General features: G+C 63.0%; 9 protein-coding genes. 6 read left to right on the top strand and 3 right to left on the bottom strand.

The features are described from left to right. Positions 1 to 78 precede the first annotated feature (78 nt). Positions 79 to 1,503 carry a CapA family protein gene (locus VHN57_RS15600; protein WP_423284441.1) on the top strand — a complete coding sequence of 475 codons (1,425 nt, stop codon included), beginning with the start codon at positions 79 to 81 and terminating at the stop codon, positions 1,501 to 1,503. A 51-nt stretch (positions 1,504 to 1,554) separates the two neighbouring features. Here VHN57_RS15600 and VHN57_RS15595 read toward each other — a convergent pair whose 3' ends face one another. From VHN57_RS15595 to VHN57_RS15585, 3 genes are read right to left on the bottom strand one after another with little or no spacing between them, the layout of a single operon-like run. Further along, positions 1,555 to 4,998: an SbcC/MukB-like Walker B domain-containing protein gene (locus VHN57_RS15595; protein ID WP_423284439.1), complete on the bottom strand. Its 3,444-nt coding sequence runs from the start codon at positions 4,996 to 4,998 to the stop codon at positions 1,555 to 1,557. Next, complete coding sequence (locus tag VHN57_RS15590) at positions 4,995 to 5,663, bottom strand: DUF4194 domain-containing protein (protein WP_037520296.1); 669 nt, start codon at positions 5,661 to 5,663, stop codon at positions 4,995 to 4,997. Before VHN57_RS15590 ends, VHN57_RS15595 begins: the two co-directional genes overlap by 4 nt. Next, the gene (locus tag VHN57_RS15585) at positions 5,653 to 7,182 is read right to left on the bottom strand and encodes a Wadjet anti-phage system protein JetA family protein (RefSeq protein WP_278986465.1); all 1,530 of its coding nucleotides are present in this window, start codon (positions 7,180 to 7,182) and stop codon (positions 5,653 to 5,655) included. The genes VHN57_RS15590 and VHN57_RS15585 overlap by 11 nt, the downstream gene beginning before the upstream one ends. Before the next feature lie 513 nt (positions 7,183 to 7,695). Here VHN57_RS15585 and VHN57_RS15580 point away from each other — a divergent pair. The 5 genes from VHN57_RS15580 (at position 7,696) to VHN57_RS15560 (ending at position 13,622) form a co-directional block, all read left to right on the top strand. Further along, positions 7,696 to 8,016 carry a hypothetical protein gene (locus VHN57_RS15580; RefSeq protein WP_010338507.1) on the top strand — a complete coding sequence of 107 codons (321 nt, stop codon included), beginning with the start codon at positions 7,696 to 7,698 and terminating at the stop codon, positions 8,014 to 8,016. Then, complete coding sequence (locus VHN57_RS15575) at positions 8,013 to 10,850, top strand: response regulator (protein ID WP_278986466.1); 2,838 nt, start codon at positions 8,013 to 8,015, stop codon at positions 10,848 to 10,850. The genes VHN57_RS15580 and VHN57_RS15575 overlap by 4 nt, the downstream gene beginning before the upstream one ends. Next, positions 10,847 to 11,776 (top strand): diguanylate cyclase, encoded by a 930-nt coding sequence (locus VHN57_RS15570; protein WP_278986468.1) that lies wholly within the window; start codon positions 10,847 to 10,849, stop codon positions 11,774 to 11,776. Before VHN57_RS15575 ends, VHN57_RS15570 begins: the two co-directional genes overlap by 4 nt. A 227-nt stretch (positions 11,777 to 12,003) precedes the next feature. Next, on the top strand, positions 12,004 to 13,188 hold the full coding sequence (locus VHN57_RS15565; protein ID WP_423284436.1) for a tyrosine-type recombinase/integrase: 1,185 nt from the start codon (positions 12,004 to 12,006) through the stop codon (positions 13,186 to 13,188). A 137-nt stretch (positions 13,189 to 13,325) separates the two neighbouring features. Beyond that, a complete protein-coding gene (locus VHN57_RS15560; RefSeq protein ID WP_159366999.1) occupies positions 13,326 to 13,622 on the top strand; it encodes a helix-turn-helix transcriptional regulator in 297 nt (98 codons plus the stop codon). The last annotated feature ends 744 nt before the right edge of the window (positions 13,623 to 14,366 follow it).

Raw genomic sequence — 14,366 nt, 5'->3', positions numbered from 1 at the left:
AAAGCCTGTCCCGGCGACAGGTTCATGTCAGCCCGGCCGGCTATCCCCGACACAAAGTTACAAAGGGGAAGTCCGTTGATGCTGTCCATGATCCTTCGCCGCCGCGCGGTCCGCAGCCTGTCGCTGGCCGGCGCCGCGCTGATGCTGACCGCGCCGATCGCGGCCCATGCCGAGGAAGAGGAAAGCGGTGGCCAGCTGTCGACCAGCCGCGTGCCGACCAGCCCGATCGCCGGTGATTTCAGCTTCGCGGCGGTCGGTGACCTCATCTATCTGCGGCCGATGCTGGCGACGATCGAGCAGCAGTCGCCCGACATGCTGCGTATCCTGCGCGGCGCGGACGTGACCTTCGGCAATTTCGAGACGACCGCGCTCGACCTCAAGACCTTCAAGGGCTCCCCCCAGGCGGAGTCGGGCGGCACCTGGATGCTGGCCGACCCCGCCGTCCCGGCCGATGTGGCGAAGATGGGCATCGACATTGTCGGCCATGCTAACAACCACGCCACCGACTGGGGTGTGGAGGGGTTGTATGATACGCTGGCGCTGCTCGACGGCGCGCATATCGTCCATGCCGGCACCGGCCGTTCGATGACCGCGGCCCGTGCCCCGGCCTATTATGACGGGCCGCATGGCCGCGTCGGGCTGGTGTCGGCCACCACCAGCTTCACGCCGATGTCGCCGGCCTCCGATCCGCTGGGCCAGGTGCCCGGCCGTGGTGGCGCCAACACCATCCGCAGCATCGAGGTCGGCCTGGTGTCCGACACCGATCTGGCGACGATCGCCCGGCTGGCGGGCACCAAGGCGGGCGCGCCGGTCAAGATGAAGGGCCGCGAATATCGGACGACGACAACCCCGACCGCACCGATGACGATCGAATATGATCTCAACGCCAGGGATGTCGCCGCCAACATGCTGGCCGTGCGCCAGGCCAAGCAGAATGGCAATTTCGCCGTCTTCTCGCTGCATAATCATGAGCCCGGCAATGCCAGCCAGACGCCCGCCAATTTCGCCCAGGGTTTGGCCCATCAGGCGATCGATGCCGGCGCGGATGCCTATGTCGGCCATGGCCCGCACCAGCTGCGCGGGATCGAGATCTACAAGGGCAAGCCGATCTTCTATTCGCTCGGCAACTTCGCGATGATGAACAACAGCCTGGATGACCTGCCGGCCGACATGTACGACCAGTTCGGCATCACGCCGGGCAGCGTCACCGCGCCCGAACTGTTGCAGGCGCGCGGGGCCAAGGAATTTGGCGATCCCAACCTCTATGAAACGGTGATTGCGGTCAGCCATTACAAGGATGGGCAGCTGAGTGAAATCCGCCTCTATCCCGTCGATCTGGGCGTCAATGCGACGGGCGCGGGCAAGGGCGTGCCGCACCTGGCCGATGCCCCCACCGGCGCGCGCATCCTGGAACGGCTGCAGCGCCTGTCCGCGCCCTTCGGCACGAAGATCGAGACGGTCAAGGGCGTGGGCGTGATTCGCGTGGCGGCGGCCCGTCCCTGATCTAATGGCGGCTTCAGGGGCGCGGGACGGCGCCCCTGAAGCCGGCCTGTCCTAGTCCGCGCTGTCCAGCGCGAAGAGGTCGAGCCGTTCGGCCAGCGCGGCATCGTCCAAATGTTGCGGGTTGGCGGCGCGCATCTGGGTGCGGGCATGGGGCTTGATACGGACGGCTTCGGCGCTGGCATTGTCTCCATGGCGAAACACGTCGATCACGCTGTCGAGATTTTCATAGACGACCGCGCGCTTTTCCGATGGCGCGGCGATCACCACCTGCAGCCCGATATCGTCGTAAAATTCGAGCAGGGTGCGCTGGTTGGGGCCGTCCATCTTGCTGAACGCCTCGTCGAACACGGCAAGGCCCAGGCCCAGCTCCGCCCGCTCATATTGCCGGCGCGCGCCATGATAGATGCTGGCCAGCGCCGCGCCGATCACCACATAATAGGGCACCTGCCGCTCCGCGCCGCTCGCCGTGCCCTTGCGCTTGTCATAGCTGGTGGTGCGGCCCTTGTTCACATCCTCCATGCGCAGGTCGAAGGTGAAATAGTTGCGGTAATCCTGGTAGGCCGAGAAATCGAGGGACTCGTCGCTCAGCAGCCGTTCGACCTCCGCCAGCGCCTGGGCATGTTCGGCGTCGCGCGGGGCGGCCCGGCCAAAGAGGGCGTCGAAGGTCAGTTCGTCATGCTCGCTCTCGCGCGCCAGCCGGTGGAGCGCTGCAAATTCCTCCTTGGGACGGGCATGGAGCGTGTAGATCTCGCCATGGAGCGGCCGCATCCGCAGCGCGCGGGTGAGGTTGTCCAGCTCCGAACGCAGATCGTTGAAGCGGGCGTTCAGCTCATGGATGAAGGCGGTACGGAACAGCTGGCCGATCTGTTCGGCGGCTTCGTCGGCCTGGCGCCGATACTGGATCAGCTCATTTTCCTCCAGCGCCGCGATATTGGCGGCGAGCCAGGGCTTCACCTCGGTCGCGATCGCGCCGGGCAGGGCAATGGGGGCGCTATTGTCGAAATCGGCGCGGTAATGGCCCAGCGTCTCGCGAATTTCGCCCTGCAACGCCTGATAGGCGTCGCGGGCCTCGTCCGCGCGCTTCATCATCTCCTGCACCAGTCGGGGCAGGGGACGTCCGCGCTGCTGGCGATAGGCCTCGCGCAGGATCGAGAGGCTGGCCGATGAGCGCACCCGATCCTTGAACAGGGCGCGCCGCGAGCGCAGGCAGAGCCAGGAGCCGGGCTGGGCATCGCCCGCATCCAGCCGCCGCTGGATTTCGATCCTGGCCTGGCCAAGCTCGCCGCGCCGGCCGATCAGCTCTTCCTTTTCCTCGGTAGCGCTGCGCAGTTGCAGCTTCACCTTGTCTAGATTGTGCTGGATTGCCGGATCGACCGTCATCGCGATCTTGTCGATCCGGTGCTGCAATTCGGTGCGGCTTTCCTCATGCTGGTCGATCGCGGCGACCAGCAGGTCGAGCCGGTCGGCCGGATCGACATCGGCCATCAGCGGCAGCAGCTTGCGATGAATATCGTCGTGGAACCGCTCGGTTTCGGCATGGACGGCGATCAGCGCCTGCCGATCCTCGATCCGGGCGAGCAGTTCGGCCTCCATCAGCGGGGCTGCGGCCCGGCCGATCTTGAGGTCGCGGGTGCGCAGCACCTCAACCACGATGCCGCTATTATAGGCGCCATCGCGCATGATCGCGCGGCCGCCGGCCAGCAATTCCGCCTGGGTGCCGGCGAGGCGCACCTGGCCGGTGCGGAAGCGCAGGAAGGCGATCGCCAGCGGATCGTCGCTGGCAAAGACGGTGGCGAGGGAATCGGTGTCGAAGCCGGGCGGCTGTTCGGCGAGGCGGCGGCTGTTGATGACCCGGCATCCGCGGAAGCCGTCGCGGTTGGCGCGCACGATCTCGACCGCGCGGGACGCATGTTCGGGATCGACCAGGATCGCCTCTCGGTCGCGCCCAAGCAGGGCCTCGGCCGCTTCGCGCCATTGCGGATCGACGATTTCGGCCACCTGGCAGAGCGTGCGCGGACGCATATTCTCCCGTTCCAGCGCAGCCATCAGGCGGATGGTGCGATCGTCCAGGCTCACCTGGCCGGCGCGCGCCTTGTCGCGGCGCGCGACCAGATCGGCCAGTTCGTCCTGCAGACCGCGCCTCTGGGCGATCGCCTGGTCGCGTCGTTCCTGGATCTTGGCGACGCTATCGATGGCGCTGTGGCGGGCGGTGGCGATCAGATCCTCCATCGCCAGCGGATCGCGCGGCCATGTCGGCGGCTCCAGCCCGTCGCTCTGCTGCCGCAGCGCCTCCAGCGCCTGGAACAGGGCGCCGAGCTTCAGGGGCGCGAGCCGCTCGCGATGGTCGAGCAGGCTGGCGCCGAGCGCGGCCGCACGGAAGCGGGCTTCGAGCCGTTGCACCACGCTGGTGCGGGCCAGGTCCACGGCCTTGAGTTCGCTGGCGACCACGGCACGCTTGCCGGCAGCACCCTCCGCCACGGACTGGGCGAGCAGGCTGTCCTGCCGATCGCCCAGTGCCGCGATCTCCGCATCGCAGCGGCCGATGTCGTGCTGAATGTCGTCCAGTTCCGCCAGCGTGTCACGCCGTTCGCGCAGATTGGCGATCAGCGCGGCGCCCGCCTCGATCATGGCGGCGAGGCGGGCGGTGCCACGGGCGACATCCTCCCGTTCCAGCAAGGTGACGAAGCGGGACACGAGTTCGGCCAGCGCCCGCAGCGCGTCGAGCCGCCGTTCCAGTTCATGCACATCCTTCTGGATGTCGCGATAGCGCTGGATGCCCTCGCGTAGTTCGCCGATGTCGATGTCGTTCCGGGCGAGCAGGAAATTATGCACGAAGCCCTCGACCGAACGCATATCCTCGAACGACAGGGCCATGACGAAGGCGCGGATGAAGCGATCCGGATCGCTGTGGCGCCGGCCGGTGAACAACTGGCGCATATATTCGCGGATATGGTTGCGCGGGCCGTCGGGACGAATGAGCTGGGTGCCGGCTGCCTCGCACGCCTGTTCCAGCCGTTCGCGCACCAAATTCCAGGGCGCCGAGCGCTGCTGGCCGCCGTCCAGATTTTCGATCAGCAGGTCGGTATCCACCCGCACGCCGGGCGCGATATAGCGGCCGACCACCTGTGCATCCTCGATCGCGGATGCCTCGACGCACAGGCCCACGCTCACCGGCGGGCGCACGCCATCGGGATCGTCGAACGTCAGCACGATGTGGGTGACGGATTCCTGGCGCAGAAATTCATGTTCGTTGAGCTGGCCGAGGCAATAGCCGCGTAGCGTGCGTTCCGACTTGCGGCTGCCGGTTTCGCCGGCGGAACGATTGAACTGATACCAGCGCCGCGAGCCGCCGGTCATCACCGCCTGGATGAGGTCGATCAGCGTCGACTTGCCGGATCGGTTCTGGCCCAGCACGGCGGTGTCGCCGCCAACGGCCAGGTCTTCGCGACCGAACAGATGCCATTGCACCAGTGCGATATGGGCAAGCTGCATCATGCGACCTCCTCCTCGTCGGCGTCATCCAGATCGATGACGGGCTCCTCCGTCTCGCTTTCCTGATAGTCGCCGCCGGCCAGCAATTGTTCGAGATGGGCCATGAACTCCTCGCCCGCGACGGTGGCGATCAGCGCGCGGATGGTGATCGGCATGTCCTCCAGCTCTTCGTCGATGTCGCCCATATGGACGATCGCCCGGCGGTCGAGCGCGGTGACCAGCGCCTTGAATTCGTTGATGCCCAGCGTCGCGCGGCGTGCGCGGGCGACCATGTCCTGATAGGCGTCATAGGCGGCGTTGAGCGTCACCATCACGCTGCCATAGCGTTCGACATCGCCTTCCTGGATGCCTTCTTCCCACAATCGGCGGAACAGCAGCAGCACCAGCGTCTCGTCGATCCGCATGCGCGGATGGCCGATCTGTTCGGTGTCGGGCAGGATGCCGGCCCAGCCCTCGCTTTCGCGCACCACCAGCCGATAGCCGGCGACTTCGAAATAATCCGCCACCAGCCGCTCGACATCGGGGCGGAGCAGGACTTCGAGCAGGGCCGATGAGCCGCGATCCTGCACATGCAGGAACTGATGGCGCAGCAACTGGCTGATCGCCTGGGTCACGCGGTGCATCCGGCGCGGATCGCGCGCCTCCAGGGTCTGAAATTCACTGAGCATCTTGTATCTCTGGGGTCACGGCGTCGCCGATGCGCGAGACGGTGAAGCCCGCGCAGTGCAGCCAGTCATTGTCGATGGTCGATCCGGTATCGACCGAGAAGCGGAAATGGGGCGCCAGATGGTTGGCGATGGCATTGCCCCGGCCGTCGGCATCGGCGGCCAGCACCGACAGGCGCAGGGCTTCGAGCGTCAGGAAATCATCGACCGTCTCGATCGGAAAGCGGCTGGCCTCGCCCGATCCGAAGGGCGCCACGCGCCGTTCGAGGAATCGGCTGACCTGTTCGGGCGTGACGGCCAGGCGGGCCAGATAGTCCCGGTCCAGCCGCTTGCGCCATTCGCGCAGGGGATCGGGCGGCGGCAGGACCAGCAGCCCGCCCGAAACCGTCGAACGATAGGTGCGCGGCCGGGCGAGCAGGGCGGGGGACCAGTAGGACCGGCGCGGCTCCAGCAGGCCGGACATGGACGGCGCCATATCCTGCCCATCCGTGCGCGCGAGCAGCCTGTCGAGTTGCATCAGCATCGGTTCGCTGCGCTGGAGGAAGCTGTTGCCGCGGCGTCCGGCATAGCGAACGGTGTTGCGCAGCCGCGTCTCCAGCCGGCTGCGATGCTGCTGGATGCGCTCGAAAGCCTCCTCTATCTGGTCGAACACGCGCCGCACCTTGTGCAGATCGTCATAGACCAGATCGCGGGCGGCGGACGGATCGGGCGCCAGCCGGGCCTCATGATAGGCTTCGGCGATGGCGGCGACGTCGGCGATCGAATCCTCGATCGCGTCCAGCGCGGTGAAGATGCGATGGCGGAAGCGATAGGGGTGGGAGGTGGTCGAGATGGCCGCATAATCCTGCAGCAACAGCTTCTCGACGAAATCCTCGAAATAATGGCGCAGCCGGCGGCCGACGCTGTCGCTTTCCACTACCCGCTTGTCGATGTCGCGCAGCGCGCTCAGCACGCTGCGCAGATAGCGGCCGAAGCTGGCTGCGTCGCGCGCCGCCTTGTGCAGGCCGGGGGCATTTTCCCGCGCGTTGCGCTGCAGCGCTTCCAGCTCGTTCTTCACTTGGATGACAAGGCCGCCAAGCTGGTCGGACAGGCCTTCGCGCAGGCTGCAGAGAAATTCGGCCAGGCGCATGGCGCCAGCGGGCATGTCGACCGTGACCTTCAGGCCATAGCGGCTTTCCTCGATCCAGCCGGTAGCCTGAAGCCGGTTGTAGATATGCCGGGCGCGCATCATCGCCGCGCTGGTGGCCTGTGCGTCGGCGGCTTCCAGCTTGCGCCGGCGCACGCGGCGGCCGGGGCGCGCGGCCAGCTTGTCCAGCACCACCGGGCTTTCATCCTCGCGCCACAGCTCCGCATTGTCGCCCAGCAGCGTGTAGATCAGCTGGACGACCTCACCCTGGGTCGGGAAATGCAGGTCGGAACGGTAGAAGCCTTCATAGAGGCCGATCAGCACGCGCTCGTAGAGAAAGCGGTTCGACCCGGCGAACAGCGCGAAAATATCGGAATGGAGTTGGCCGAACAGCATCAGGCGGCACCACGCGCGGCCGGACGGGACGCGCGATCCGGCGTAGCCGCGACGATGGAGACATCGCCGGTGCGCTGAGGGGCAGACAGGGACGGATGACGGGCAGGCAGGCGCATTGTCCTCGGCGATGCCGGAGAAGCGCCTCCAAGGGCCGGGCGCAGTGTTGCGCACGACCATAGACAGGGGCTCGTCCGGCAAAAATATGGGTTCGGCCGGCGCAGATGCCATGTTCGGGCGAGCCGGGCAAGCCGATGTCGGAATTGCAGAAAAGAGCGCGCGGTTGACGTATAACTTGTAAATTATGCCGCCAATCCAAGCCCGTTTTCTGTAATTTCATATGTAAATATTGGCCATGTCGAGAAAGGCAGGCGATCATTTTGCGAACAGAACGGGCAAAGGCCTCTTAACCATTGTAAAATGCTTCCATGGCCTAATAATGCGATGGATGAGGCAGGGTTGCTCAAGGGGTTGAACCGTCCCGCGCGCGCGGGCAGCATGGACGCGTCCTGCGCCATGTCCGCCTATTTGCCTGCGGCTTTGCTGTTGCTGGCGGGGCTGGTCGGGCTGGCTGCCGCCTGGATCATGAGCGGCAGCGGCTCGGGACGCTATCTGGTGATCGCGCCCTGGGGCGCGTCGCGGGCCGAGGCGATCAACCTGGTGCGGGCGGCCGACGGGGGGCTGGTCGGCATGGGGCGCCTGTCCAACATCATCATTGCCGGGTCGAACCGGCCGGATTTCGCGGCGGCGTTGCGCAGGGCGGGGGCCTGGGGCGTGATCGCGACGCCGTCGCGGATCGAATGCGGCGAACCATTGCCGGGGGGGCAGACATCATGATTATCGAGCTGGACAAGCTGCGTTTCCATTTCGGTCGCTTCCTCGTGCCGCTCTTCTGGGCGCATGTGCCGTTGCTGGCGACGGTGGCCCTGCTCACGGGCCATTCGCCGATCGCGGCGGCGCTGGGCGGCACATTGCTGGCGGGGGCCTATCATCTGACCTGGTGGCGCCAGGGGATCGCCCCTGCGACCCGCTATCTGTCCGCCGTCGCACTGATGGGCGAGCCGGCGATCCTGCTGTTCCTGCTGCGCGGCCATGCCTGGCAGATGGACATGCACATGTATTTCTTCGCCATGCTGGCGCTGACCATCGCCTGGTGCGACAAGCGCGCCATCCTGGCGGCGGCGACGGCGACGGCGCTGCATCATCTGCTGCTGCTCTATCTTCTGCCCTATGCGGTGTTTCCGGGGCAGGGCAATCTGGAACGGGTGCTGCTGCATGCCGGCATCGTCGCCTTCCAGACGGCAGTGCTGGTCTGGCTGAGCGACAAGCTGGTCGAGAGTTTCCAGCGCAACCAGAAGATGGGCGAGGAGATATTGGCCAAGAACCAGGCGCTGGAGGCGCGGACCCGCGAGGCGGAGGAGGCCAATCGCGCGAAGAGCCTGTTCCTGGCCAATATGAGCCATGAAATCCGCACGCCGATGAATGCCATATTGGGCTTCTGCCATCTGGTCGCCCGGACCGACCTCGACCCCAAGCAGCAGGATTATATCGGCAAGATCAACCAGGCCGGCGTATCGTTGCTGCGGCTGATCAACGACATCCTCGATTTCTCGAAGAATGAAGCGGGCAAGCTGACGTTGGAGGCGCATCCCTTCACCCTGCGCAGCGCGATCGAGAACCAGATCCAGCTGGTCGCGGCCAATGCCGAGGCGAAGCAGGTCAGGGTCGTCTCGCGGGTCGACGCCGATGTGCCCGAGCGGCTGATCGGCGACGAAATGCGCTTCTGTCAGGTGGTGCTCAACCTGATGAGCAATGCCGTCAAATTTTCCGAGGAAGGCACCGTCACCATCGGCCTGTCGGCGACCGAGCAGAATGGCCGGGTGCGGCTGAAGCTGACGGTGCGCGACACCGGCATCGGCATGACGCCCGAGCAGCAGAAGTCGCTGTTCCATTCCTTCACCCAGGCGGACAGTTCCACCACGCGGCGGTTCGGTGGCACCGGCCTTGGCCTCGCGATCTGTCGCCAGATCGTGGAGCAGATGGGCGGCGACATCGCGGTCGAGAGCGCACCCGGACAGGGCAGCAGCTTCATCTGCCACATGCTGATGGATGCGGACGACCGGGCGATGGGGCTGGAAATGCCGATGTCGGCGCATGTCCGCCGGCTGCGGGTACTGGCCGCCGACGACAATCCGGCGTCGCGCCAGATCATCCATGACGTCTTTGCCGGCTGGGGCATGGCGGTGGACCTGGTGGCGTCGGGCGGCGAGGCGATCGCCGCGATCGAACATGCCGACGAACGGGGCGAGCCCTATGACCTGGCCCTGCTCGACTGGAAGATGCCCGGCCTGGACGGGATGGAGACGGTCGATGCGCTGCGCGGCAGGGCGCTGCGCCATCCCCAGCCCAAGGCATTGATCATCACCGCCTATGGCGCCGACGATCTGTTGCAGGGTGTCGATACCGACAAGGTTGCCGCCTTTCTGACCAAGCCGGTCGTGCCCAAGATATTGCTGGATACGATCACCGAGATTTTTGCCGAAGAACATGCGCCCGTCGTCCATGTCGCCGCGCCGGCCACGCCCGCCCTGCCGATGGTGGCCGAAGCGCTGCGCGGGCTGCGCGTGCTGCTGGTCGAGGATAATGAGATCAATCGCGAGATCGCGGCCGAACTGTTGGACGATGCCGGGTTGAAGGTGGATTTCGCCGAAAATGGCCGCATCGCCTGCGACATGGTGCGCGAGAAGGGGGCGGGTTATGCCGCCGTGCTGATGGACGTGCAGATGCCCGAAATGGACGGCATCAGCGCCACCCGCATCATCCGCGAGCAGTGGAGCGCCGAGGATCTGCCGATCATCGCCATGACGGCCCATGCCTATGAGGAGGAAAAGCAGCGCTGCAAGGCCGCGGGCATGAACGATCATATTGCCAAGCCGGTCGAGCCGCCGGTGCTGGTCCGGGTGCTGGATCGCTGGCTGAAGGCGGGGCGAGTGACCACGCCGCTGCCGTCGCCGGTCGTGCCGACGGTTGCCGGTTCGTCGCTGCCCGATCGACTGCCGCCCTTCGACCTGCCCGCCGCACTGGCGCGGGTCAATGGCAAGACCGGGCTGCTGCGCAAGCTGATCGTCACTTTCGGTGACAGCTATGATCATGTCGGCCGGGATTTGCGGGCGCATTTGGCGGCAGGGTTGCTGCCCGATGCGCGGCGCCTGGCCCATAGCCTGAAGGGCGTAGCCGGATCGCTGGAACTGCCCGGCGTCCAGCAGATCGCGTCGGACATCGAACGGATGCTGGCGGCGGATGAAACTGGGCCGGCGCTGGCCGCGATCGTCGATCTGGAGGTGGCGATAGCACCAGCGATCGCCGCCGCGCGCAGCCTGACGGCGGGGGCAGAGGCATCGGACGTTGCGATCGTCACCGTCCAGGATGATGATGCGGTCGAACAGGCGCGCACCGAATTGCGCGGGCTGCTCGCGCGCCGGAGCCTCAGTGCCCGCACCGGGTTCGAGCGGCTGGCGCAGGCGATGGGGCTGACGCCCGATCAGCGCGCCGGCCATCCCGTTCGGCGGGCGCTGGAGCAACTGGATTATGAAACCGCCCTCGCGCTGATCGATGCGCCGGGTGCGGGCACAGCAGGCCGGTCGATCGATCGGGCAGGAGCGACTCCATGAGCAAGGCCACCATCCTGATCGTCGATGACGAGATTTCGAACATCGAAATCATGAACGCCGTGCTGGAGGATGATTATGAGATCTGCTTCGCCACGTCGGGCCAGCAGGCGCTGGACATTGCGCGCACGGTGCAGCCCGACCTGATCCTGCTGGATGTCCTCATGCCGGGCATCGACGGGTTCGAAGTCTGTCGCCAGATCAAGGCGGACATCATGCTGGTCGACATACCGATCATCTTCACCACCGGCCTTGGCGATACGGAAGATGAGATGCGCGGCCTGTCGCTGGGCGCGATCGACTATGTGACCAAGCCGATCCAGCCGGCGATATTGCGCGCGCGGGTCGGCAACCATGTCGAACTCAAGCGCCTGCGCGATCAGCTCGCGACGCTGGCCGTCACCGATGCGCTGACGGGCCTGAGTAATCGTCGCCACATGGAACGGTCGCTGCAGGCGGAAAGCGCACGGCTGACCCGGACCGGGGAATGGATGTCGGTCATCATGCTCGACATCGATTTCTTCAAGCAGTTCAACGACACCTATGGCCATCCCGCCGGGGATCGCTGCATCGCGATGGTCGGCGCCGCACTGACCCGCGCGGTCAAGCGCGCGACCGACCTGCCGGCGCGCTATGGCGGCGAGGAATTTGCCTGCATCCTGCCCGGCGCGGACCCCCAGGGGGCAGAACTGGTTGCGCAGGAAATCCGGCTGCAGATCCAGTCGCTCAACATTCCCCATGCCCAGTCGCAGGTCAGTCCCTTCATCACCGTCAGCATCGGCGTCGCCAGTGCCCGCTGCCATGCCGACCTGCCCGCCGAGCTGTGGATGGCGGAAGCCGATCGCCAGCTTTACGCCAGCAAGCAGCGCGGCCGCGATTGCATCACGACGACGCAATTTGATCAGCCGGCGGAATATTGCCGCTCCTGAATGGGGGATTGCGACCTTGTCGATCATGCCTCCTCTAGAGAGAGGGGGCTGGCGGAGCGGGAGTCCGTGGTCCGCCATTCTCACCTATTCCCACGCATTCCTAAAATTGTTATATAATAATAGCTTATTTGATAGGCGTTCTAACCCGTTCTCATCCAATCCCGCCTATTCCCAAAAATTATGTGGGTTGATATGTGGGTTTCGAATGTTGGACGGGATGTTGGGCTATGGCCGGATTTAAACCTGCGGGGGCACATAGGGAGAAGCGGCTAACGGCTGCGACCATCCGTGCGCTCACCAAAGTTGGGATGCATGCGGATGGTAACGGCCTTTACCTGAAAGTAGATGCCAGTGGAGCTAAACGTTGGGTTCAGCGCATCGTCGTAAATGGAAAGCGGCGCGACATAGGTCTGGGGTCTGCTAGCCTAGTCTCACTTGTAGAAGCCCGAGAAACGGCCCTACAGCACCGAAAGGCGGCTAGGGCAGGCGAAGACCCTCTAGCAGCCAAGAAGCTCTCACAGGCCATCCTAACCTTTAAAGAGGCGGCAGAGGCTGTCCATGCGCTCAATAAGCCGACATGGCGCAACGAGAAGCATGGCGACCAGTGGCTTAATACCCTCAATAAATTCGCCTTCCCGTTCATTGGTAACAAGCGTGTCAGCACGATCACCAGTGCTGACATTTTGCATGTGCTTTCCCCGATCTGGAACACTCACCCCGAAACAGCCCGGCGCGTAAAGCAGCGTATCGGCACTGTTATGAAATGGACGATGGCAAAGGGCTGGCGCACAGACAATCCTGCTGATGCGGTCGCGCAAGGGCTGTCCAAACATGACCGCTCCAAGGTGCAGCATCGTAAGGCGCTGCCCTACGACAAGGTAGCTGATGCTATAGAGATAGTGCGGTCCAGCGATGCAGGCATGGTTACGAAGCTAGCTTTTGAATTCTTGGTCCTTACAGCTACGCGATCGGTTGAAACACGCGAAGCCCGATGGAGCGAGGTCGATCTCGACAAGAAGGTCTGGACGATACCAGCCAGCCGCATGAAAGCGAAGAAAGAGCATCGTGTCCCCCTTACCGAGCGCTCTCTCGCAATCCTGAATGCCGCTGCCCCCTTCAATCAGGCGAAGTCGGACCTGATCTTTCCGGGGATGAAAGAGGACAGGCCTCTTTCGGATATGACGCTTTCAAAGCTCATGAAGGAGTTGGAGATACCAGCCGTCCCCCACGGCTTCCGTTCTTCGTTTCGGGATTGGGCTGGCGAAGCTACCGCCCATCCTAGAGAGGTCATCGAGTTGGCGATGGCGCATCGCATTAAAGACAAGGCGGAGGCGGCTTACGCCCGCTCCGATCTGTTCGATAAGCGCCGCGCATTGATGGATGATTGGGCGGCCTACATCGGTCGAAATTAGTGGTTATTAATGCCACTCGAAAAATTCGCTTTTTAGGTTTGACATTAAATAAGAAATTGATATCACAGGAAAATATGCGTTGACGCGACTCGATTGGCGCCGCATATCTGTGCTCGTCCACAGCGGCGAGGAATACCATGATTGAAGATCGCTTTTTGCGTCGCCCCGAAGTGGAGGTGATGACCGGATTGTCGCGCAGCACGATCTACCGCCTTATGTCGGAAGGTGATTTTGCGCCCCGATATCGTATCGGCAGACAGGCGATAGGCTGGAAGTTTTCGGAAGTGCGAGAGTGGCTTGATCTGCGTCCTAAGGCAGTCAGAGGGCGATTATACAAGATAGTGGCCCATCTATCTGACTATCTAAAAAAAGGAATCTATCATCATGCACGATCAAACCACATTGAACATGAGCATCTCTCATATCATCGATAGACTTATCTACCTTGTGTTCGATAATGATCTATCTTCTCCGGTGAAGGCGGAAATATATACTACCATAGGTGAGCTAAAGAAGCTCATAGGTAGCGACTATTAATGTAAATTTCAATAGGGGTGCATCGAAAGGTGCGCCCCTTTCATTGTAAATGAATACAACTCATCCTCCGCTAGGGTTGATGCCTGTTGAAGGTTATTGATTATATTATGACCAATAACCTTTAATAAGACATACTCACGCGGAATCTTAAACCCGATATAATTTTTACACGTTCTTATATAGCTCAAATGCTTGTTGCGGTTCTCGTTGACAGAGAAGCGACGGTAGCCACACCGTGTTGATGTCTAGTGAATGCACTAGCACAATTGCATCAGCCCATAAATGTTTGAGTTGTTCCGTTGAGCTATATCTACTCGCAGGAGGGTAGGAGGTCAGCCTTACGGCCTCTAAGTTCCCCAAAGAATGTAACTTGTTACCCGCTACAAGGATTACGGGTAATAGCATCAAAGACAGTAGGCCTACTGCACATCAGATAATAGCATTATATCTACTAACCTTCGCAAGAGAGGTTGCTAATAATATTTGAAGCTCTGCAACTAATGAGCCTTGCAGGTGGCATTTGGCTTGGAAGTTTAGACGATCTAGCCAAGTTAATTTTCGTCATTTAGGTAAATTCTATCAAATAGCTCAGGAAAATTCAATCCCTATGTTCGAGCGGGGTGAGGATTTAGCTTTGAAGG

The sequence above is a fragment of the Sphingobium salicis subsp. salicis genome (assembly GCF_049472635.1).
Lineage (GTDB): Bacteria > Pseudomonadota > Alphaproteobacteria > Sphingomonadales > Sphingomonadaceae > Sphingobium > Sphingobium yanoikuyae_A.
Note: the sequence above shows the minus strand (reverse complement) of the source record. Positions and strands in the feature narration are given on the sequence as shown.